The following is a 21327-nucleotide window of genomic DNA, read 5'->3' as shown; positions in this document are numbered from 1 at the left end:
AGCGACTACCGATCCCCCGCATCCAAACTCCGCAATTCTCAACCGCTACCCGCAGCTGTCGCACCGGAACCCTCCGCAGTCCACAGCCGCTAACCCGCACCTACCGCGGCCGGAACCCTCCGCAGTCCACAACCGCTAACTCGCACCTACCGCGGCCGGAACCCTCCGCAGTCCACAGCCGCTACCCGCACTTACCGCGGCCGGAACCCTCCGCAGTCCACAACCGCTAACTCGCACCTATCGCGCCGGAACCATTCGCGGTCCTGGGCTACCCCTAGCTATCGCACCGCGATCAAGAACCTGCGCCGCGATAGCGATGAACGCCCCGGTTCCAGACGGCCAGTCCGATCGCAGCGGCGACGATGCCGACGGCCGGAGTGATAAGCGACAGCCACAGGTCGCCATGCCGGTCGAGGAAGAACGACGCCGGGTAGACTCCGACGAAAGCGAACGGCAGCACCCACGTCAGCAGAAAGCGAATCGCCTTGTTGTAAATCTGGACGGGATAGCGTCCATAGTTCTGAATGTTGAACATGAGCGGGATGATCCCCGTCGGCGCGTCCGAATAGAACGACAGCGCGGCCAGAGTCGTGTAAAGTCCAGCGTAAATGAGCATGGAGCCTGCGATCATCACGATAAGGATGAGCGGATCGTACCAGTCAAAGGGCAGTCCCAGCGTATTCCAGGACATCGCCATAATAGCGAGCCCGACCAGAGAGCCGATCAGCGACGGGGGGTCCACGTTTTCCAGCATGATCTGAGCCAGCGAATGGGCCGGCCTCGTCAAAATGCGGTCCATTTCTCCTTTGACGATATAGCGGTCGCCGAAATTCCACAAATTGAAAAACGTGCCGAATATGCCGAACGGAATCATGTAATACCCATACACGAACACGACCTCCGCCTCGCTCCAATCGCCAAGAGACGGGGTATGCTGGAACACGATAAAGATGAAGATCAGATTCATTGCCGAGAACAGAAGATCGGACAGCACTTCAACCCAAAAGTCGGCGCGATACGTAAGCTTTGTTTTCAAATAATTGGCTATATACTCGCGAAACAACGACATCGTAAAAGAAACGCGGCTCATTCTCCGCTCACCCTCCCTGCACGAACAGACGCTTGCGAGCCGCCCGCCACATCGCCAAGATCGGCACAATCAGCACCAAGAACCATACGACCTGCACGAGAAGCGCCTGCCATACGTCGGCCCCGGACAGTCTGCCCGTAAAGACGGAGCTCGGCAAATAAGTAATCGCTTGGAACGGAAGCCACTCCAAGAGCGGCTTCGCCCACAGCGGAAAGAACGAAATCGGAACGACGACGCCGGACAGCAGGTCAACCATTACTCGCTTCATGCGCATGAGTCCTTCGTTGTTCTCCACGAAAAAGGCGAACAGGCCGGTCATAATGTTGATCTGCGAGTTAATGAGAAAGCTGAACCAAATCATGACGAAAAAGACGATCCAGCGTACCGGCTCGGTCGGGAGCGTCACCGGAAACAGCAGCGACACGATGATCATCCCCGGAATCATGAACAAGCCGAGCCGGAAAATCCCTTCGCCGAACCCTTGCATCATTTTCACCATTAAGTAGTTGTAAGGCCTCGTCATCTGGACCGCCACGCTTCCGTCGCGTATTTCGTTCGAAATTTCCCGATCCAGGTTGTTAAAATAAAAAGCCCGGGCCATCCACGATACCGCCACATACGTCGTCATCTGGGACACCGTGAATCCGGCAAGCGTCTCCGCGTTGCCATAGATCGCCTGCCACATGAAATAATACGCGCCGATGTTGATGGCATAAATAATGATCCCGCTATAATAGTTGACGCGATAAGCGAGCATCATGAGAAACCGCATGCGGATGAGCTCCAAATAAGCGCTAGCCACGTTCGCCAGCCCCCGTCCCCGAACCCGCCCCGGCTGCGGCCGCTGCGCTCGACGTCCCGGCGCCGCCCGCTTCTCCCGATTCGCCGTCCGTTCCCGATTCTGCCGAATCCGCCGCGCTGTCGCCCAAACCGGCGGCAATCTCGACTTCCTTAGGCGCTTCCGCGCTTCCCGACGAGTAAATCTCGCGCACGATCTCGTCCGTGTTCGTCTCGAAAATTTTAATATCGCTAATTTCGATAGCGCCGACGACGCGGGACAACACCTCGGATACGTTCATGTCGCGCGGAATCCACACCTTGGCCGTCACTTCGTTTTCGAGCGTCCATCGAAGCCCGTCCAATCCGTCGGTCAACGCCGCCACCTTCGGAAGCCGCACCGGGTCTGTGAACTGGAACTGCACCTCGCGCCCCTTGCCCCATCTCGTCTTAAGCTCCTCCAACCCGCCGTCGTAAATAATGCGCCCGTCGTCAAGCATAATAACGCGCGAGCACAGCGCCTCAATATCCTGCAAATCGTGGGTCGTCAGCAGAATCGTCGTTCCATGCTCGCGATTAAGCCGCTTGAGAAACTCGCGGATTTCCGTCTTCACGACGATATCGAGCCCGATCGTCGGCTCGTCCAGAAACAGAATGGACGGGTTGTGAAGCAACGCCGCCACCAGCTCGCAACGCATCCTTTGCCCGAGACTGAGCTTGCGCACCGGACGGTTGAGCAGCTCTTGCAGCTGAAGCGTCTCCACCAGCTCGTCCAACCGGCTGCGGAAATCGGCTTCGCTAACCTGATACACTTTGCGGAGCAGCCGGAAGGATTCGATAACACCGATGTCCCACCAGAGCTGGCTGCGCTGGCCGAACACGACGCCGATGCCCCGAACGAACGTCTCCCTTTCCTTGTACGGAACGTAGCCGTTGACGAGAAGCTTGCCGGACGTCGGCACCAAGATGCCCGTCAGCATCTTGATCGTCGTCGATTTTCCGGCGCCGTTCTCGCCGATATATCCGCAAATCTCGCCCTGCGGAATTTGAAAGCTAATATCCTTAACGGCGGTCACCTCGGTATGCTCCCGCTTGAACAAATCCTGCAGAGCTCCCTTTAAGCCTTCGCGATTTTTCTGAACCTTGAACTGTTTGCGCAAGTCCTGTACATCGATGGCCAGCATCGTATCGATTCCCCTCGTTTCGACGAAACTTGATTCAAGCCCTGTTGAATCTTTATAATCCTAGAATATGCGACCTATTTTATTTCTCAAACGTCAATAATAAGTAATCTTACCTCACAAACCTCCCTGTCGTAAAACGAAGAGGATTTATACCGAAAGGAACAACATCCATGAAAAAAGGTTGGAAAGTGGCGCTGACCGCATTGCTCGGAGTTTTGGTCGTCTTTTTTTGCGTCGTCGGCTGGTGGGTTTACCAGAGCAAGCACCAGTTGGATCAGATGCAAAAATCGAAGGAAGAGTCCCGTTTCGGTCAATTCGAGACAAAGGAGGACGAGAAGCCTCCCGAATGGGAAGGAACCGAACGCGTGAACATTCTTCTCATGGGCGGCGACGAAAGAGGACTGCGCAAAGGAGAAGTGGCTCGATCCGATTCGATGATGGTCGTGTCGATCGATCCGGAAAGCAAAAAAATTCATTTATTCTCCGTCTTGCGGGACACTTACGTAAAAATACCGGGACATGACCGGAACCGCATCAATACGGCTCTCGCGCTGGGCGGACCGGACCTGGCGATGAAGACGATCGGCGACCTGACCGGACTGAACATTCAATATTATGTATATGTCGATTTTCAAGGGTTTATCAAATTGGTGGACGCCATCGGCGGAGTCGACTTTTATGTCGAGAAGAACATGAAGTATTCCGACTCGGCTGACGGTCACGTGTACGATATCGATTTAAAAAAAGGGCAGCAGCATCTCGACGGGGAAAAAGCGCTCCAGTACGTCCGCTTCCGGCATGACGCGATGAGCGACTTCACGCGGACGGAGCGGCAGCGCGAATTCATGAAGACAATAGCCAATAAGCTGCGGCAAGGGACGAACCTGGTTCGGCTTCCCGACATTCTCGGGAAAGTGACGCCGTTCGTGGAGACGAATTTGTCCGGGAACGACATGCTGAAGCTGGCCAGCCTCGGGTACAAATCCCATCAAGCCGGCTCGGCACAGCTGCCTCCGATGGAGCTCGTCACCGACGAAAAGGTCGGCGGCTCCTCCGTGCTCGGCATCAAGGACGAGGACGCGTTGAAAGGCTACGTTCAATCGGTGCTGATGAAGGATGAGGCGGAAGCCTCCGCATCTCCTTCGTCATCGCCTTCCTCTTCCCCATCGGCATCCGCAGGACGTTAAAATTTTACCGCAATGGCTATGTCGAATGAAAGGACTAACAAACGAATGCAAAGAATAAAATCGGAGCAATTGTACGGCGAAGCGTTGAAGCATATCGTAGGCGGGGTAAACAGCCCTTCCCGTTCGTTCAAGGCGGTCGGGGGAGGCGCTCCTGTATTCATGTCGCGGGCGGAGGGCGCTTATTTCTGGGATGCGGACGGCAATCGTTATATCGATTATTTGGCCGCTTTCGGACCTATTATTACCGGACACGCCCACCCCATCGTCACATCGGCCATCGTGCAGGCCGCCCAAAACGGCACATTGTACGGCACGCCGACGGAGCATGAAATCGAGCTTGCGGCCGAGCTCAAGCGCGCGATCCCGTCGATGGACAAAGTAAGGTTCGTCAACTCCGGCACCGAGGCGGTCATGACGACGATCCGGGTGGCGCGCGCCGCGACCGGACGGAGCAAAATCATCAAGTTCGCCGGCTGCTACCACGGCCACTCCGATCTCGTGCTCGTCGCGGCGGGCTCCGGGCCTTCGACGCTCGGCATTCCGGACAGCGCCGGAGTGCCCGCCAGCATCGCCGGCGAAGTCATTACCGTCCCCTATAACGATCTGGACGGCTTGAAGCTTGCGCTGGAACGATGGGGAGACGAAGTCGCAGCCGTTATGGTCGAGCCGATCGTCGGCAATTTCGGCATGGTGATGCCGCATGAAGGATTTCTGGAAGAGCTGTGCCGTATGACTCGCGAAGCCGGAGCCCTCGTCATCTACGACGAAGTCATCAGCGCTTTCCGGTTCCACTACGGCTCGACCCAGACTTTTCAGGCGTTCCCGGATCGCGAGGCGATCCGACCCGACCTGACCGCGTTAGGCAAAATTATCGGCGGAGGCCTTCCGATCGGAGCCTACGGCGGACGCGCGGAGGTTATGGATCGCGTCGCCCCGCTAGGTCCGGCATACCAAGCCGGCACGATGGCCGGCAACCCGGCTTCCGTCATGGCGGGGCTAGCTTGCCTGGAGGTGCTTCGCGGCGACGGAGTCTATCCGCGAATGGAGGCGTTGGCGACCCGGCTCGCGGACGGGCTCCGGCAATCGGCCGAACGGCACGGCATTCCGCTCACGGTTAATCGAATCGTCGGAGCGTTCTCCACCCATTTTTGCAATCACCCGGTTACGAATTACGATGAGGCTCAAGACACCGACGGCGAAGCGTTCGCCCGCTTTTTCCGCCTTATGCTGGACCGCGGTATCTACCTCGCACCGTCCAAATATGAGGCTTGGTTTCTAACGACCGCCCATACGGACGAGGATATCGACGCAACTCTCGAAGCCGCCGAAGCAAGCTTCCAAGAGATGTCGTAATCGACGACTGGCGCCGAACGGCAAAAAGCTCCATCTCCCTGCGAACGGGAGATGGAGCTTTTTTTATCGCTGTTGAGCTTATTTGGCCGGGGTAGCAGGCGCCGCTTCTTCGACCGGAGCTTCAGGAGGCTTCGCATTCGCTACCTCGACGCCTTTGGCGTTGATCAAGGTTGCTTTGCCGTTCACGACGACACGGGCCAAGCCGTTAGTGAAATTGCCGGCTTCGTCGAACTTCGGAGCGATGACCGTCTCCCCTTTGAGGTTCAAGTAACCGTACTTGTCGTCCTTCAGGAAAGACGCCAGCCCTTCGTGGAAATCTCCGGTTTCCGAGTATGGCGTCTCAAGAACCGTTTTGCCGTTCTTATCGATGTACGATACGACTCCGTCATTCTCAACGGCGGCCAAGCCGTCGCTGAAGGAGAACGCTTTGGCGTATATCGCTTCGATCGCCAGCTTTCCTTGCGGATCGACGAACCCGAACGAGCCGTCCGACTGAACGAGCGCCAGACCTTCCTTGAAATCCGACGCGCTCTGATAGAGCGGCTGGATGACGACTTTGCCCGTCCGGTCGATGAAGCCGTAGCTTCCTTCGATTTGGACGGCTGCAAGCCCTTCGGAGAAATAAAACGCATCTTCGAACTGAGGCTTGATCACTTCCTTGCCCGTATGGTCGATGTAGCCGAACAGATCGCCGGACCGGACTAGAGCAAGCCCTTCGGAGAAGTCGAACAGCTCGTCGTAGACGGGAGAGAGCACCGTTTTCCCGGCGGCGTCGATGTAGCTGGACTTGCCGCCGGTCTCGACGAGCGCAAGCCCGTCGGAGAAATCGTACCCTTGATCGAATTGAAGAGGGATAGCTTGGCTTCCCTTAATGTCGATATAGCCGAATTTGCCGTCTTTGCCGACAAGCGCCAAGCCTTCGCTGAATTCATCGGCGGAGTCGTATTCGCCGGCTTTTAGCACCTGCTCGCCGAACGCGTTCACGAACCCTTCTTTGCCTCCCGAAGCGTATACGTGCAGCGGACGTTCGAAGCTTAGCGTACGTTTCGATTCGTTCCATGTAATTTTGGCGCCAAGAGCGGCTGCTACGGAGTTTGCAGGCACCCACAGCTTGCCGTCCGTCAGCTTAGGAGCGGCGGAAAGCGTGTAAGCTTCCCCGTTCACGACAGCTTTCGCCGAACCGGCCGTCAGCTGAAGCGTACGGCTGCCAAAGGAAATCGAAGCCGTTCTCGTCGCTTTGTCCCAAGCGATCGAGGCGCCAATCGTTTCCCCGAAGCCTCTTAGCGGCAATTGCAGCGTCCCCCGGTCGATACGGGAGCCCATTCCGCTTGTTTGGCGATTTGGTCCACGTTCACGACGATCGGGCTCTCGGCCGCCGAGGCCGACCCGCCGAGACCGAAGCTGGCTACTTGCACGGCGACCAGAGCTGCGGCGGCAAGCTTAACGATGTTACCGGATGAAGTACGGGAATGAGTCATAATGGATGTTCCTTTCGAATTGGAATGAGCTATCGATTATTTTTTAAGATAGATCTGGTCGAACGTGCCGCCGTCGGCGAAGTGAGTCGTCTGAGCTTTATCCCAGCCGCCGAAATCGTTGATCGTAATCAGGTTCAGCTTGGGAAATTGCTTCTCGAACTCTTTGGCTACTTTGGTGTTGATTGGACGGTAGAAGTTTTTGGCCGCAATGCGTTGGCCTTCTTCCGTGTACAGGTAATCCAGATAAGCGGTAGCTACTTGGCGAGTGTCGTGCTTGTTGACGTTCTTGGTAACAACGGCAACCGTAGGCTCGGCCAAAATGCTGAGCGAAGGCGTTACGATTTCGAACTTGTCTCCGTATTCCTTCTTGGCCAAGTAAGCTTCGTTCTCCCATGCCAGCAGAACGTCGCCGATTCCTTTGTCTACGAAAGTCGTCGTGGAGCCCCGGGCACCGGTATCGAGCACCGGAACGTTGGCGAACAGCTTTTTCAGGAAATCCTTCGCTTTGTCTTGGCTGTTGTTGTTATGCTTCAAAGCGTAGCCCCAAGCGGCCAAGTAGTTCCAACGAGCTCCGCCCGACGTTTTCGGGTTCGGGGTAATGACCGAAACGTCCGTTTTGACCAGATCGTCCCAATCTTTGATTTTTTTCGGATTGCCTTTGCGAACAAGGAAAACAACCGTCGATTTGTAAGGCGCGCTGTTGTTGGCCAGACGTTTTTGCCAGCCTTTGGCGATAAGTCCTTTTTTCTCGATTGCTGCGACGTCGTATTCGAGAGCAAGCGTAACGACGTCCGCCTCAAGGCCGTCGATAACCGAACGCGCCTGGGCGCCGGAGCCGCCATGGGATTGCTTGATCGTAACCGTCTGACCGGTTTTCTTCTTCCAATACTTCGCGAATGCGGCGTTGTAGCCGACGTAAAGCTCGCGGGTCGGATCGTAGGATACGTTAAGCAGCGTTACGTTTTTCTTCTCCGATTTTTTCGTAACGGCGCCGAATACGGTGGACGTCGTCAGAACGAAGGCAAACAGGGTAAGTACGATCAAGCGAAAAGAATTTTTCATGCGATGACTCTCCTCTTTTTTTATGGTTTGAAAAGCGAAGGAGGCCTCTCCGTCATCCGTGCGACGGCATAAAAATGCCGTTGATTCGCACGGATGAAGTCAAGGCCTCCGGTGATCCGGTAGGCGATGGAAGCATCATCCATTTGGGATGAATTCATCATATTCCACACTATTCCTAGTTGTCAACTATGATTTTATTGTTGACAGATTTGCCCAATAGTTGCTACAATCGCTTCGCATAACCTAAACCAATTTATACAATTGGAATTATCAACTTTATGAGAGAAGGGAATCATTCGCATGAACCCGCGCCTGATCCGCAAGTTATCGCTTACCGCCGTATTGTCTCTATCGGTCACCGCGTTCGCCGCGTGCTCGTCCGGCAGCAAATCGAACGGCGGCGCCGAAGAAGCCGCACCTACCCAGTCCGACTACACGAAAGCCGTCGAGCTGGTGAACGCCTCGACAGACGGAACCGAGCCGCTGTACGCCGAATTGAATGCCGGCTTCGTTCTAAGCTGGAAGAGCCGCACCGGGCAGACGGTAACGGTTCGCCAGGAGACGGGAGCTTCTTCCGAGCAAGAGCAAGCTATCATTAAAGGCGATTCCAAAGCGGACGTAGTCACGCTCGGCATAGGCACCGATATCGACGCGATCCAGACGGCCGGCGTCGTCGGGAAGGCTGGCAGCAACGTTACGATTACAATAGCTCGCCTTTCTATACGGCGGTTGCATTCGTCGTACGCAGCGGCAATCCGAAAGGCATTCTGGAATGGGAAGACGTTGTCAAGGACGGCGTCGCTATCGTTACCGCGAATCCGTCCGCTTACTCCGACGCCCGCTGGTATTATGCCGCGCCGTGGGCCTACTCGCTGGACGCAAATCCGGACGATCAAGAAAAAGCGAAAGCTTTTGTGACTGATTTTCACAACCGAGTAAAGACGCTCGCCAAATCCGACGCCGATGCCCAGAAGGCTTTCCTAGACGGCAACGAAGGCGACGTATGGGTCACAACCGAACAAAAAGCGCTCCAGCTTGCCGAATCGGCAGGCAAAGGAAAAATCGAAATCGTCGTCCCTTCCGTCACGCTGACGGTCGAGCCGATCGTATCGGTCGTCGACCGGAACGCGGACGACAAAGGAATTCGCGAAGTCGCGAACGCCTATACCGATTATCTGTTCACCGAGGAAGCGCAGACGTCCGCCGCCAAATTCGGCTTCCGCTCCCGTTTCGCCTCCGTCGCCGAACAGAACGCAGGCAAATTTCCGGAAGTCTCCTTGCTGACCGTGGACGACAATTTGACCGGATGGGAAGATTTGCAGCAGGCTTTGTTCTCGGACAGCGGCTTGTTCAAGCAATTGCCGGCGAAGTAAAGCGCGCATGCACAAAAAAACGGGGCACCCCCGCCTTCGACTCCGGTCGTCGGCAAGGGCTGCCCCGTTCTTTATTCGGTTACTTCGCCGCCGAAGCTTTCTTCAGCTCGGAGACAAGCTCGTCGTGAACTAGCGAATTGGTGGCGACGATGTCGCGGACGCCGAGGTGATACGGTTCCCCGGCCAAGTCCGACATCCGCCCGCCTGCCTCCTCGACGAGCAGCGAGCCCGCTGCGATATCCCAAGCGCTCAGGTTATGCTCCCAGAAGCCGCTCAACCGGCCCGAAGCTACATAGGCAAGATGAAGCGCAGCGGAGCCCGAGGAGCGAAGATTTCTTACCTTGGGAGCGATGGCCCCGATTTCCCGAAGATTGGCCGGAAGCGCAGTGAGATGCTCTGCCGGAAACCCTGTCGCCAGCAAGCTCGTCCCGAGCGTCCCCTCTTTCGAAGCCTCTACCTTGCGGCCGTGCACGTAAGCTCCCTTGCCCCGCTCGGCGATGAAGAGCTCGTCGCGAGACGGATCGTAGACGACGCCGACGATGACTTGGCCGCGATGGGCCAGCGCGATGGACACCGAGTAGAAAGGAAAGCCGTGCACGTAGTTAGTCGTTCCGTCCACCGGATCGACGATCCACAAATATTCCGCATCGCTGACATCCTGCAGCGCTTTCGCCGCGGCTTCAGGCCCCGGTTCCACTCCTTCTTCTCCCAAAAACGAATGATGCGGAAAATGAGTCCCGATCAGGTTGCGGATCATCCGCTCCGAGCCTTTATCTACTTCCGTAACGAGATCGTGCATCGAATATTTCGTATCGAGCTGCTTGACGCTGCCGATCTTGGATTGAATCCATTCTCCGGCTTTGGCCGCACAATTGATGGCAACCGCCGTAAAGCTCTTGCTGCCGACGACTCTCTCCGGCGCATTATCGACCATTATTCATCCCTCATATCTATGGTTTGGTTCCTTCTGGATCGGACAAGACTTCGGAAACTCCCGATAGCATATACGAAACAGCAGCTTTACGGTTGCGCGATTGTTCCTCTGCGTGCATAATTGCGCTTTTTCACCATTCCCGAATTCCTTTCAGAATCAGGTAAATCGCCATTATAAGCAGAGTAACCCTCAGCAGCCACATCAGCTGACGGCCGCTCATCCGGGAAGCGACAACCGCTCCGACGCGTCCTCCAACGATTGCCCCTGGTGCGAGCGCGGCGAAGAGCGACCAGTCGATATTGCCGTGCCATGCATGGACCCCGGAGCCCAGGACAGACGACAGCAAAATAACGAACATGGACGTAGCGGTAGCAATATGCGGCGGAAAACGAAACAGCAGCACCATTAGAGGGACGAATAGCGAGCCTCCTCCGATGCCGAACAAGCCGGACACCAGTCCGACCCCGCATCCGATCAGCAACGCGAGCGGTATGCTATAGCCGTACGTATGCTCCCGGCCCGAGCCCTCTGTGAACGTGCGGGTTATTTTCCAGCGGATATTCAGCGGCTTCATCCGTTCCCTGGCAACCATAAGTCCGAACATAACGAGCATGAACGCTCCGAACGCCAGTTGAAACGGCCCTTGGGCGATCCGGTTAGTGAGCAGAGCGCCGATCATGGCCGCGGGACCGCTTGTCGAGAAAAACAGCCAGCCGCTGGCGAAATCCACTTTCCGTTGCTTCTTGTACGTCCAGGTTGCCGACAAAGCCGTAAAGATGAGAACCGCGAGCGAGGTTCCGACAGCCGTCTGGGACGACACCGCTTCGCCGAGCAGCGAAGGTCCGATAAGCACGAGCACCGGCACGGTAATAATGCCGCCTCCGAGCCCGACGATGCTGCCGAATATGGCAGAGACGACCCCAATCGCCAGCATGACAATCCATACGAGTACCAATTGTTTCAACTCCAACTGTTCAACTGCTGATGACTAGCTCCATTCTACGCCATCGGGCCCGTTTATTCCAACATTCTCCTCGAATGGGCTCCCGTCTTTCGGCGAAAAGTGTGCTCAGAGGCACTACAGTGGGACAGGATACCATTCTTTCGACGAAAAGTGTGCTCAGAGGCACTACAGTGGGACGAGATACCATTCTTTCGACGAAAAGTGTGCTCAGAGGCACTACAGTGGGACGAGATACCATTCTTTCGGTCAAAAGTGTGCTCAGACGCGCTTCAGTGGGACGGGATACCATTCTTTAGGTCAAAAGTGTGCTCAGACGCGCTTCAGTGGGACGGGATACCATTCTTACGGCGAAAAGTGTGCTCAGACTCGTTTCAGTGGGACAGGATACCATACTTTCGACGAAAAGCGTGCTCAGAGGCACTTCAGTGGGACGGGGTACCATTCTTTAGGTCAAAAGTGTGCTTCGGCGGGTGACAGGACTGCTGCGACGATCCTCTCACGCACGCCAAGCTGGTCGAGCAGTTGTCCGACGTTTTGCGCTGCAACTTTTGACTCGTAAATCTCCATTAATCCCCTCTCCCTTCCTGCAAATGCTAGAATAATATAAAGCTTTTATTCAAGGGAGAGTTGCGGCATGAGAATTCTCATTATTGGCGGCACCGGCTTCATAGGTCCGTATGTCGTGAAGGAGCTTCACGAAGAGGGACATACGCTTGCGATGTTTAATCGCGGCCATGCTCCTCTCGAACTATCGGATGTCACGGTTATCCAAGGCGACATCGAGAGTTTGGCCGATTACAAGTCCGAATTTCAACGATTCGCGCCCGATGTCGTCGTCCATATGATCGCCTATACCGAAAGGGACGCTCATACTGCCGTTAGCCTTTTCGCCGGCATAGCCAAGAGAATCGTCGTACTCAGCAGCATGGATGTGTACAGAGCGTACGGCATCGTCATCGGATTGGAGGATGCTCCTCCGCTGCCAATCCCGCTTGACGAGCAGTCCCCTTTGCGGGAGCGTCTTTACCCCTACGGCGGAGATTACGAGAAAATACTGGTGGAACGTGTCATGCTTAATCAGGCCGCTCTTTTGCCTGCGACCGTTCTTCGACTGCCGATGGTTTACGGCCCCGGCGATCCTTCGCACCGGCTGTACAAATACGTGAAGCGCAAGCTCGACAATCGTTCCGTTCTCGTCTTGGACGAAGGTTTTGCCCATTGGCGCGCTTCGAGAGGCTACGTCGAGAACGTTGCCCATGCCATTGCGGTTGCCGCAGTAAGTCCTGTGACGGGAAACCGTGTCTATAACGTAGGAGAGGAAGACGCGCACACCGAGAAGGAATGGGCGCATGCTATCGCCCGTACCTTGATGTGGGAGGTTGAGGTGTATACCGCAGCCAAGTCGGAATTGCCTTCGGAGCTGGCTAATCGGCTCCTTCGCACGGAACAGGATTGGATCACGAACACTTCCTTGATCCGGAAGGAATTGGGTTACAAAGAAATTGTCGCGCCGGAAGCGGCTCTTCTGGCGACGGTTCAGTGGGAGGCAGCCAACCCGCCGGCTGCGCTGCATCCGAAAGATTACCCCCTGCTGAACTATGAAGACGAGGATTCGTTTCTGTCGAATTGCTTAAAATAAATCGTCTTTGCAAGGCTGCTCATTCCGGCTCCGGCAACAGGTACAATGATACGCTTTACGCCATAATCTCGACGCTCGCTCCGTCGACGATTTTCACGGGGCCGCCGGCAGCCTCCAATACGCGCAAATCGTCCATCAGCTTGAACAGCGCTTCGTCCTTGCGCTTCGCCTCGATCATGACGTCGATAGCCGGCGTCTCCCCTGCAATTGCAAGCATAAAGCTCATAAGCGGTCCCGGATCGACATAATCGGCATGTCCTCGCGGGTCGCTGGCGCTTTTGGGACTCGAAACATGGATCTTCGGAGGCAGCTTATCGGAGCCGGCGGCATGTCCGGGGTCCGCATTCCAGGCTTGCTTGTCCCATGTGCGCTTAATACGCGGCCAAAGCTCTTCCATCCGCTCCTCGCCGGGATTGACCGCATGATGATGAATGTCGAGCACCATCGGCGCTCCTGTCGATTCGCATATATTCAACGTCTCCAGCGCGGTAAACGTCTTGTCGTCGTTTTCCACCGTGAGCCGCGCCGCGATTCTCGGTTCGAGCAGCCGAAAATGATTGACGAACCGTTGGCCCGCCTTCTCCTTGTCTCCGTAGCTTCCGCCGACGTGTATGTTGCAGGTCGAACGCTCGTCCAACCCCATTAGCTCGAGCATGCTCACATGATGCTCCAAATCCTTGATCGAGTTGGCCAGCACTTCCTCGCGGGGAGTGCTCAGCACCGTGAAGTGGTCCGGATGAAACGAAGTCCGAACGCCGTTCTCCCGCACGAATACCCCTACCTCCGCGAAGGCGTCGGCCAACACGGGATACGGGTTCCAATCGCTTAATCGTTCATGGGTCTTCAAGGGAATGAACTTGGAGGTGAACCGGTACAACCGAATGTCCATATACCGGTTATGCTTCAGAATCCGCAGCGTATTGTGCAGATTTTCCTCGGCAAGCCGTTCAAGACGGCGCAATGCCGCCTCTCGGTCGGGGAGCTTGACGAAGTTAGTCAACGTCATCGTGCGCGAGGGAGATGCGTTCTCCAATTGCATAGTCATGGCGACGTATCCGAATCTGACGAGCATGAGGCAATCCTCCCGACGCCGGCTCGTCAAGGGCACTGGAAGGAATCCCGATCCTGCGACCATGAAGCCGGCTTGTCGGATTACTGTTGCTCTCCGAAAAACATTTCATACGCGAGCGCCGTTTGCACCCGGGACTCTTCTTCCGTCAGCTTGCGCACAAGCTCCATCTCGACTTGCGTCACTTCCTCGCCTTGGAAATTGATTTCCGCGATGGAAGCCAGAATCTTTACGATCGCGACGGCTTTGTTGTCCGGCGAATAGGCGATGACCTTCTGTCCTGTCGGGAATACTCGGAACTGCTTCTTAACCATTTTGCCGCGTCCGTATTCGAGCAGCTCGTACAGCTCCTGCTCCGACTTGAATTTGCACACCGAATTGAACTCCGTCTGAAAGCCCACGGAAATTCCTCCTCGTCTATCGTTTGGTTTGCAGTAATTATAAACTTCCGGCGGGGGAAAGAAAAGGCCGCTGCCAAATCTCCCCTGCTTGGCGAAACGAAAAGAAAATAGCCAGGAGCGTGTCCCTGGCTATTTTCGCTATCGGCGGTTAGCGGCACCGCTTATCGTTCCTTACTCTGCGCCGCCGGTATAGTCGATGCTTTGACGCTCCTCGTGACGCTCGATGGCCAAGCCGATCAGATTGTCGAGCAGCTGGCGGTAAGACATGCCCGACTCCTTCCACATGAGCGGATACATGCTGAACGGAGTAAAGCCCGGCATCGTGTTCACCTCGTTGATGAACAACGCGCCGTCGCTGCGGCGGAGGAAGAAATCTGCGCGGCAAAGGCCGGAGCCGTCAATCGCCAGAAAGGCTCGAACGGCCATGCTTCGCAATTGCTCGGCTGTTTCTGGGGGAATCTCAGCCGGGATAACCATCGCCGATTTGCCGTCGATATATTTGGCCTTGTAATCGTAAAATTCATTCGAGCTGCAAATTTCGCCCGGAACCGAAGCGATCGGCTCATCGTTGCCCAGCACGCTAACTTCGATCTCGCGCGCGTCGACAAATTCCTCGACGATAACTTTGCGGTCGAAGCGAAGCGCAAGCTCCACCGCCGACGCAAGCTCCTCCCGATCCCGCGCCTTGGAAACGCCGACGCTCGAACCGAGATTCGCCGGCTTCACAAAGCAGGGGTAGCCGAGCTCTTCGACTTCATTCAACCGCGCTTCGCGATCCGACTTCCACCCGAAGCGGTTGAAATGTCGAAATCCGACCTGCGGCAATCCGGCGTGGGCGAACATCGTTTTCATCGCAACCTTGTCCATCCCGACGGAAGAAGCCAGAACGCCTGCTCCGACATAAGGAAGTCCCGCCATTTCGAACAACCCCTGGATCGTTCCATCCTCGCCAAACGTTCCATGGAGCAACGGGAACATTACGTCGATCGGACGGCCCTCATCCGCCGCAACGCCATTCGTCAAAGCCTGCTCCGACATCCCTTGCAGCAAGACGGGGAACAGTTCTCCGGTTCCCGGCCCTTGGCCTTTGTCCTCGCCCGTTTCGGATGCGCCGATTTCCGCCGCCCCTTCATTGGCGAATTGCAGCTCCGCAACCGACGCCGGAGGAGCTGCGAGAAGAGCTCCCGCGCGCCACTGGCCCGTTTTTGTAATATAGAATGGAATCAGTTCGTATTTGTCGAAATCGAATGCCTTCAGTACCGCCAACGCGGTTTGCAGCGATACCTCGTGTTCCCCGGAACGTCCGCCGTATACGAGACCGACGCGGATTTTGTTACCTTTGTTCATGAGCGACCTCCGCAACATTTCGTTAAAATTACGCATGACGCGCACTGCGAATCCAAACACTCATCGGGATGCTTCGCAGCACATTAGAATTCGTCCGCAATATGAAAAAAACGGTATTGAGTCCGGTCCGTCCATGCGTACGAATCCCGGTAATCCCAAAATCGATGCCGGCTGCTGACCGTGTTGGCGTTGACCAACGGCTGCCCTTCCGGATTGAATGCGGTAACGATCGTGCTATGCTGAAACCGGCCGGTTCCGTCCCAATCGTAGCAAATGACGTCGCCTAACCGAAGATAACTCGGTGAAGAGACGACATCCGCACGCATCCCGTTAACGCGCGGAACGGACAGCATATGCGACAAGCTGTTCGATACCGCCCAGCTATAGCTCCACTGCTCTTGGCCGTTCGCCTTCCCTTTGTACCACCAGCCCGAATCCCTTTTCCCAGTATAGTTCATCGGCGCTCCCCCTGCAAAGAGACACTGGGACACGTAGTTGGTGCAATTAACCTCGAATTCCTCGTAGGACGGGCTCGGCTCGTTCCACCATCTTTCGGCGAAAGCGACGGCGGCTTCTCTGCGGTAAGGGACTCCGCTGCGAGCTTCGCCGTTCCAGCCGCCTGCCGCTCCCGACCGGACGCCGGAATAAACACGCGACCCGAATCGGTACAAAGCGTCCGGATTCATATAGGGAGCGGAAGGAAGCCCCATCCGTTCTCCCTGCTCCCCGCCGCGTCGTACAGCTCTTCTTCGATTGAATAAGAGGCCGGACGTCTCTCTGTCGCAAGCGGCAAGATCGAGTCTATGCGCCACTTGCCGGCTCCGCTCAGAACGAATCGAATCCGTTCGCGTTCGACCCTCTCTTCCAGCCACGGCTGGCCTCTCTGCTCGAAAGAACGCACCGAATGAACCGCCACGTCGGCGACTGCTCCGCGCCCTGCCGAGTTGGACCGCTCGATGCGCGCCCGCATTTCGCTGCGTATCGATTTGATTCCCTCGAGCGCTTCCCGCCGGGCGAATGCTTGAATCTTCGCCGACAGCCGGGCTCGATGCCCGGAATCGGAAACCTGCTCCAGCTTATCAGGTTCGCCGCGAAGCCCTGCCTCGTTAATCGCGTTAACGTACTCGAACAGCGTTTGCTTCCAGCCCGCCATATTTCCTTTTTTGTCCGGCACCTGATCGTCTCCTCCCCGTCCATCGATCGCTTCCGGGCATAGATCGTGTCGGTTCATCCTATGCTTGGGCCCGCTTTTTCATGACCTTCCGTCCGAGTTGAACGCCGCAGGGATGAAACCCCCACTCGATGCGGCATTCTAAGGCGGAAACGGGGGAAAAAGGCTTTACGAAAGTTACTGCGAGCGAGTATACTAGTATCGATGATGTTATTTTGAAATTAGGTTTCATCTGATGAAACTAACACCTTTTTAGGAGGCGACCCCTTTGTCTAAACTTCCTTATCAAGTTCAGGCCGACCTGCAGTCATCCGGTCAATCGTACCGGTACTACCGTCTGCAAGCGCTCGAAGAGCAAGGTCTCGGTCCTGTATCCAAGCTGCCTTTTTCCATTAAAGTGCTGCTTGAAGCCGCCATCCGCCAACACGACGGACGCGGAATTACGAACGAACACGTGAAGCAGCTGGCCACCTGGGCGGAGGGCCGCGAAGACAAGGAAATCCCGCTCATTCCCGCTCGTATCGTCCTTCAGGATTTCACCGGCGTTCCCGTCGTCGTCGATCTCGCGGCGATGCGCGAAACCGTTAAGCAAGCCGGCGGCGATCCTAACCGGATCAATCCGCTCGTACCGGTCGACCTCGTTATCGACCACTCCGTCATGGTCGACGCGTTCGGCACCGCGGACGCTCTCAAGACGAACATGGACATCGAATTCGAGCGCAACGGGGAACGCTACCGCTTCCTGCGCTGGGCGCAAACCGCATTCGACAACTTCCGTGCCGTCCCTCCGGCGACGGGTATCGTTCACCAGGTCAACCTGGAGTATCTCGCATCCGTAGCCGCCACGAAATCGAAAGACGGCGTAACGGAAGTTTATCCGGACTCGCTCGTCGGCACCGACTCCCATACGACGATGATCAACGGTCTCGGCGTCGTAGGCTGGGGCGTCGGCGGCATCGAAGCCGAAGCTTGCATGCTCGGCCAACCGCTCTACTTCGTTATGCCTGAAGTTATCGGCTTCAAGCTGACCGGCAAGCTTGCGGAAGGCGCTACGGCGACCGACCTCGCGCTGACGGTAACGCAAATTCTTCGTAAAAAAGGCGTTGTCGGCAAATTCGTCGAGTTTTTCGGACCCGGCCTGTCCAACATCAGCCTCGCGGACCGCGCGACGGTCGCCAACATGGCGCCGGAATACGGCGCGACGATCGGCTTCTTCCCGATCGACGAAGAAGCGTTGAACTACCTGCGCCTCACCGGCCGCGACGAGAAGCAAATCGCGCTCGTCTCCGACTACTACAAAGCGCAAGACATGTTCCGCACCGACGAGACGCCGGATCCGGTATTCACCGACGTCATCGAGCTCGACCTGTCGACGATCGTTCCGAGCCTTGCAGGCCCGAAACGTCCGCAAGACCGCGTAGAGCTGACGAACATGAAAAAAGAATTCAACGAAATTATCCGCACGCCGATCGACAAAGGCGGTTACGGTCTTTCCGAGGATAAAATCGTCGAAACCGTAGCGGTCTCGCACCCGAACGGTCAAACGAGCAGCTTGTCCACGGGCGCCGTCGTCATCGCGGCCATTACGAGCTGCACGAACACGTCCAACCCGAGCGTTATGCTTGGCGCCGCCATCGTCGCCAAGAAAGCGGTCGAGCGCGGTCTGAAAAAGCCGGGCTACGTGAAAAGCTCCCTAACGCCGGGCTCGCTCGTCGTTACCGAATATTTGACCAAATCCGGCTTGCTCCCTTACTTGGAGAAAATCGGCTTCTACGTCGCCGGTTACGGCTGCGCGACTTGTATCGGCAACTCCGGCCCGCTTCCGGACGAAGTCAGCCAAGCGATCGCCGACAACGACATGACGGTAGCCGCTGTCATCTCCGGTAACCGCAACTTCGAAGGACGCGTTCACGCGCAAGTCAAAGCGAACTACCTCGCTTCCCCGCCGCTCGTCGTCGCTTATGCGCTGGCCGGTACGGTCAATATCGATCTGGCCGTCGATCCGATCGGCTTCGACGACAATAACGAAGCGGTTTACTTGAAAGACATCTGGCCGACGAACGAAGAAATTCAACAGGCGTTGAACTCGTCTCTGAACCCGGCCATGTTCCGTGCGAAATACGAGAACGTCTTTACGCAGAACGAGCAATGGAACCAAATTCCGGTTCCGGAAGGCGATCTGTACGAGTGGGACGAACAGTCGACCTACATCGCGAATCCGCCGTTCTTCACCGATCTGGGACCTACTCCGGGCGACATCGGCGACATTAACGGCGCGAGAGTGCTTGCGCTTATGGGCGATTCCGTCACGACGGACCACATCTCTCCGGCCGGCAACATCAAGGCCGACAGCCCGGGCGGCAAATACTTGCTCGATCACGGCGTAGACAAAAAAGACTTCAACTCCTACGGCTCCCGCCGCGGTCACCACGAGGTGATGATGCGCGGAACGTTCGCCAACATTCGTATCCGGAACCAAGTCGCTCCGGGCACCGAAGGCGGCGTAACGACGTACCTGCCGACGGAAGAAGTCATGTCCATCTATGACGCTTCGATGAAATACCAAGCAAGCAAAACGAATCTCGTCGTCATCGCCGGCAAAGAGTACGGCACGGGCAGCTCGCGCGACTGGGCGGCGAAAGGAACGTTCCTCCTCGGCGTCAAAGCGGTCATCGCGGAAAGCTTCGAACGGATTCACCGCGCGAACCTCGTCGGCATGGGCGTTCTGCCGCTGCAATTCCAACCGGGCACCGGATGGAAGACGCTCGGTATTACCGGACGCGAAACGTTCGAAATCAACGGCCTGTCCAACGACGTTCAACCGGGCCAGACGATTACCGTTACCGCCAAGCGTGAAGACGGAACGACTTTCGAATTCCCTGCCATCGTCCGTCTGGACTCCTTGGTCGATGTCGACTACTATCGCAACAGCGGCATTCTGCAGACGGTTCTTCGTCAAATGCTTGCAGGTCAACAATAAGATAAGCTCAAGCCTCATCGTTAAGAGCCTCTCCTTCCTTCGGGCGGGAGAGGTTCTTTTGCGTCAATCGCGCCTTCGGCCGAGGTCGGTTCGTTCCTTTCCAATACACCGTCCGTTTCGCTTCCGAGGCGCCAATCGGTTATAATGAAACCTGCTCCACTCCATCGATTGCCAAATGCCCGACGATAACCGGAGGTGCCCTTCCTTGTCCGAAAATCAACACCCGAGCCATAGTCAGTCCGCATTTCGCCGTTACCGTACGGCGATCGTTATCGGAATTTTAATCGTCGTCTTTTTGGTCGCCAACTCGATTTCTTGGCCTTATGTCCTATACGGGCCGGGCTCCGCGGAGCCCGTTCACCCGCGCGTGGAAACCGGCAAGAAGCTCGACGAGAAGGGCTCGCTCCTGTTCACGACCGTCTCCACCTACTCCAAACCGAACGTCTTCTCTCTCATCTATGCTTGGTTGAATCCCCGCATGGACATCGAAACGGAGGAAAAAGCGACGGGAGGAGCGGTCAACTACACCGCTTATCGCAATCTGCTCGCCTATATGCGCGACAGCTCGGAGTCAAACGCGCTGCTCGCGGCCTACAACGTCATGAAGAAGGAAATCGACGTCAAGGAAGAAGGCGTCATCGTCTACACGCTGCTGAAAGAATCCAAAGCGGCCGAGCACGGCTTGCAGGAAGGCGACATCATCACATCCGTAGACGGAAAATCGACCTTGAACGTAACGAGCATGATCGATGCTCTCTCATCTAAAAAAGCCGGCGACAACGCCACGCTCAAAGGCACTCGCGGAGGCAAGCCGTTCGAAGCGACCGTCCCGCTCATCGCCATGCCGGGCGAGCAAGACCGGGCAGGCGTCGGCTTCAAGCAGCAGACCGTCCTGAAGGTGACTCCTCCCGATCCGGTCAAATTCGATTTCAACGATACCGGAGGACCGTCGGCCGGACTCATGATGACGCTCGAAATCGTCGCCCAGCTGACCGGGGAGGACCTTTCCCGCGGCTACCGGATCGCCGGAACCGGGACGATCGCCCACGATGGGACGGTCGGCCAAATCGGAGGCATTCAATATAAGCTGATGGCGGCCGACAAGCAGAAGGCCGATTATTTCCTCGTTCCTTTCGATTCGTCGATCGGGCTGGCAGACTTGGATGATCCGAAGCTAACGCCGGCTCAGCGCGCCGCGATGCTGAACGCCATTCAGAACGGGCATTCCAACTGGACTCTGGCTCAGCAGACGGTCGCCGATCTCGCCTATCGTTGAAGCTTGTGCCGGTCGGCTCGCTTAGTCAAGCGCTGGATTTCT

At 56.4% G+C, this 21327-nt stretch carries 18 protein-coding genes and 1 pseudogene; 6 read left to right on the top strand and 13 right to left on the bottom strand.

Going from position 1 to position 21327, the window contains the following annotated elements; genetic code table 11:
* Positions 1 to 292: 292 nt before the first annotated feature.
* Genes D3H35_RS16630 through D3H35_RS16620 form a run of 3 tightly spaced genes read right to left on the bottom strand, consistent with a single transcriptional unit; the run spans position 293 to position 3051 of the window.
* Positions 293 to 1090: an ABC transporter permease gene (locus D3H35_RS16630; protein ID WP_119150377.1), complete on the bottom strand. Its 798-nt coding sequence runs from the start codon at positions 1088 to 1090 to the stop codon at positions 293 to 295.
* 7 nt (positions 1091 to 1097) lie between these two features.
* On the bottom strand, positions 1098 to 1892 hold the full coding sequence (locus D3H35_RS16625) for an ABC transporter permease (protein WP_119150376.1): 795 nt from the start codon (positions 1890 to 1892) through the stop codon (positions 1098 to 1100).
* Positions 1885 to 3051: an ABC transporter ATP-binding protein gene (locus D3H35_RS16620; protein WP_119150375.1), complete on the bottom strand. Its 1167-nt coding sequence runs from the start codon at positions 3049 to 3051 to the stop codon at positions 1885 to 1887. The genes D3H35_RS16625 and D3H35_RS16620 overlap by 8 nt, the downstream gene beginning before the upstream one ends.
* 170 nt (positions 3052 to 3221) lie before the next feature.
* Between D3H35_RS16620 and D3H35_RS16615 the strand changes: the two genes are divergently transcribed.
* A complete protein-coding gene (locus D3H35_RS16615) occupies positions 3222 to 4238 on the top strand; it encodes an LCP family protein (RefSeq protein WP_119150374.1) in 1017 nt (338 codons plus the stop codon).
* A 45-nt stretch (positions 4239 to 4283) separates the two neighbouring features.
* Positions 4284 to 5591 (top strand): glutamate-1-semialdehyde 2,1-aminomutase, encoded by a 1308-nt coding sequence (locus tag D3H35_RS16610; protein WP_119150373.1) that lies wholly within the window; start codon positions 4284 to 4286, stop codon positions 5589 to 5591.
* Between the two features lie 78 nt (positions 5592 to 5669).
* Here the strand turns inward: D3H35_RS16610 and D3H35_RS16605 are convergent, their stop codons facing one another.
* The 3 genes from D3H35_RS16605 to D3H35_RS16595 are packed head-to-tail and all read right to left on the bottom strand — an operon-like array spanning position 5670 to position 8131.
* Positions 5670 to 6914 carry a WG repeat-containing protein gene (locus D3H35_RS16605; protein WP_119150372.1) on the bottom strand — a complete coding sequence of 415 codons (1245 nt, stop codon included), beginning with the start codon at positions 6912 to 6914 and terminating at the stop codon, positions 5670 to 5672.
* Positions 6872 to 7069 (bottom strand): hypothetical protein, encoded by a 198-nt coding sequence (locus tag D3H35_RS16600; RefSeq protein WP_119150371.1) that lies wholly within the window; start codon positions 7067 to 7069, stop codon positions 6872 to 6874. The genes D3H35_RS16605 and D3H35_RS16600 overlap by 43 nt, the downstream gene beginning before the upstream one ends.
* 36 nt (positions 7070 to 7105) lie before the next feature.
* Positions 7106 to 8131: a sulfate ABC transporter substrate-binding protein gene (locus D3H35_RS16595; RefSeq protein ID WP_119150370.1), complete on the bottom strand. Its 1026-nt coding sequence runs from the start codon at positions 8129 to 8131 to the stop codon at positions 7106 to 7108.
* A gap of 731 nt (positions 8132 to 8862) precedes the next feature.
* On the opposite strand from D3H35_RS16595, the pseudogene D3H35_RS16585 reads away from it, so the two are divergent.
* Positions 8863 to 9504, top strand: a pseudogene (locus D3H35_RS16585) (sulfate ABC transporter substrate-binding protein); the annotation flags it as partial.
* Between the two features lie 79 nt (positions 9505 to 9583).
* Here D3H35_RS16585 and D3H35_RS16580 read toward each other — a convergent pair.
* A complete protein-coding gene (locus tag D3H35_RS16580; RefSeq protein WP_119150367.1) occupies positions 9584 to 10438 on the bottom strand; it encodes an inositol monophosphatase family protein in 855 nt (284 codons plus the stop codon).
* Positions 10439 to 10568: 130 nt separating this feature from the next.
* Positions 10569 to 11372: a sulfite exporter TauE/SafE family protein gene (locus tag D3H35_RS16575; RefSeq protein ID WP_119151186.1), complete on the bottom strand. Its 804-nt coding sequence runs from the start codon at positions 11370 to 11372 to the stop codon at positions 10569 to 10571.
* 664 nt (positions 11373 to 12036) lie between these two features.
* Between D3H35_RS16575 and D3H35_RS16570 the strand changes: the two genes are divergently transcribed.
* Entirely contained in the window at positions 12037 to 13041 is a 1005-nt protein-coding gene (locus tag D3H35_RS16570) for an NAD-dependent epimerase/dehydratase family protein (RefSeq protein WP_119150366.1), read from the top strand.
* Between the two features lie 55 nt (positions 13042 to 13096).
* Here D3H35_RS16570 and uvsE read toward each other — a convergent pair whose 3' ends face one another.
* The 5 genes from uvsE to D3H35_RS16545 all read right to left on the bottom strand — a co-directional run bounded on the left by uvsE (position 13097) and on the right by D3H35_RS16545 (position 17089).
* Positions 13097 to 14113, bottom strand: a complete 1017-nt coding sequence (uvsE, locus tag D3H35_RS16565; protein WP_119150365.1) for a UV DNA damage repair endonuclease UvsE — start codon at positions 14111 to 14113, stop codon at positions 13097 to 13099.
* Positions 14114 to 14193: 80 nt separating this feature from the next.
* Positions 14194 to 14511 (bottom strand): hypothetical protein, encoded by a 318-nt coding sequence (locus tag D3H35_RS16560; RefSeq protein ID WP_119150364.1) that lies wholly within the window; start codon positions 14509 to 14511, stop codon positions 14194 to 14196.
* Between the two features lie 171 nt (positions 14512 to 14682).
* The gene (locus D3H35_RS16555) at positions 14683 to 15858 is read right to left on the bottom strand and encodes a D-alanine--D-alanine ligase (protein ID WP_119150363.1); all 1176 of its coding nucleotides are present in this window, start codon (positions 15856 to 15858) and stop codon (positions 14683 to 14685) included.
* A gap of 83 nt (positions 15859 to 15941) precedes the next feature.
* A complete protein-coding gene (locus D3H35_RS16550) occupies positions 15942 to 16568 on the bottom strand; it encodes an amidase domain-containing protein (RefSeq protein WP_119150362.1) in 627 nt (208 codons plus the stop codon).
* Positions 16541 to 17089, bottom strand: a complete 549-nt coding sequence (locus tag D3H35_RS16545; RefSeq protein WP_119150361.1) for a hypothetical protein — start codon at positions 17087 to 17089, stop codon at positions 16541 to 16543. The genes D3H35_RS16550 and D3H35_RS16545 overlap by 28 nt, the downstream gene beginning before the upstream one ends.
* A gap of 208 nt (positions 17090 to 17297) precedes the next feature.
* On the opposite strand from D3H35_RS16545, the gene acnA reads away from it, so the two are divergent.
* A complete protein-coding gene (gene acnA / locus D3H35_RS16540; protein WP_119150360.1) occupies positions 17298 to 20009 on the top strand; it encodes an aconitate hydratase AcnA in 2712 nt (903 codons plus the stop codon).
* A gap of 205 nt (positions 20010 to 20214) precedes the next feature.
* Positions 20215 to 21285, top strand: coding sequence for a YlbL family protein (locus tag D3H35_RS16535; RefSeq protein ID WP_158594142.1), 1071 nt, complete (start codon positions 20215 to 20217; stop codon positions 21283 to 21285).
* Positions 21286 to 21327: the final 42 nt, after the last annotated feature.

Source organism: Cohnella faecalis (genome assembly GCF_003570905.1).
GTDB classification, from domain to species: Bacteria; Bacillota; Bacilli; order Paenibacillales; family Paenibacillaceae; genus Cohnella; species Cohnella faecalis.
Note: the sequence above shows the minus strand (reverse complement) of the source record. Positions and strands in the feature narration are given on the sequence as shown.

Excerpts from the sequence above, each read along its gene's own strand:
- D3H35_RS16610 (WP_119150373.1), top strand. The coding sequence starts at position 4,284 with ATGCAAAGAATAAAATCGGAGCAATTGTACGGCGAAGCGTTGAAGCAT.
- D3H35_RS16575 (WP_119151186.1), bottom strand. The coding sequence starts at position 11,372 with ATGCTGGCGATTGGGGTCGTCTCTGCCATATTCGGCAGCATCGTCGGG.
- D3H35_RS16600 (WP_119150371.1), bottom strand. The coding sequence starts at position 7,069 with ATGACTCATTCCCGTACTTCATCCGGTAACATCGTTAAGCTTGCCGCC.
- D3H35_RS16555 (WP_119150363.1), bottom strand. The coding sequence starts at position 15,858 with ATGAACAAAGGTAACAAAATCCGCGTCGGTCTCGTATACGGCGGACGT.
- D3H35_RS16595 (WP_119150370.1), bottom strand. The coding sequence starts at position 8,131 with ATGAAAAATTCTTTTCGCTTGATCGTACTTACCCTGTTTGCCTTCGTT.
- D3H35_RS16630 (WP_119150377.1), bottom strand. The coding sequence starts at position 1,090 with ATGAGCCGCGTTTCTTTTACGATGTCGTTGTTTCGCGAGTATATAGCC.
- D3H35_RS16550 (WP_119150362.1), bottom strand. The coding sequence starts at position 16,568 with ATGGGGCTTCCTTCCGCTCCCTATATGAATCCGGACGCTTTGTACCGA.
- D3H35_RS16620 (WP_119150375.1), bottom strand. The coding sequence starts at position 3,051 with ATGCTGGCCATCGATGTACAGGACTTGCGCAAACAGTTCAAGGTTCAG.
- D3H35_RS16615 (WP_119150374.1), top strand. The coding sequence starts at position 3,222 with ATGAAAAAAGGTTGGAAAGTGGCGCTGACCGCATTGCTCGGAGTTTTG.
- D3H35_RS16570 (WP_119150366.1), top strand. The coding sequence starts at position 12,037 with ATGAGAATTCTCATTATTGGCGGCACCGGCTTCATAGGTCCGTATGTC.
- D3H35_RS16605 (WP_119150372.1), bottom strand. The coding sequence starts at position 6,914 with ATGGGCTCCCGTATCGACCGGGGGACGCTGCAATTGCCGCTAAGAGGC.
- uvsE (WP_119150365.1), bottom strand. The coding sequence starts at position 14,113 with ATGCTCGTCAGATTCGGATACGTCGCCATGACTATGCAATTGGAGAAC.
- D3H35_RS16580 (WP_119150367.1), bottom strand. The coding sequence starts at position 10,438 with ATGGTCGATAATGCGCCGGAGAGAGTCGTCGGCAGCAAGAGCTTTACG.
- D3H35_RS16545 (WP_119150361.1), bottom strand. The coding sequence starts at position 17,089 with ATGAACCGACACGATCTATGCCCGGAAGCGATCGATGGACGGGGAGGA.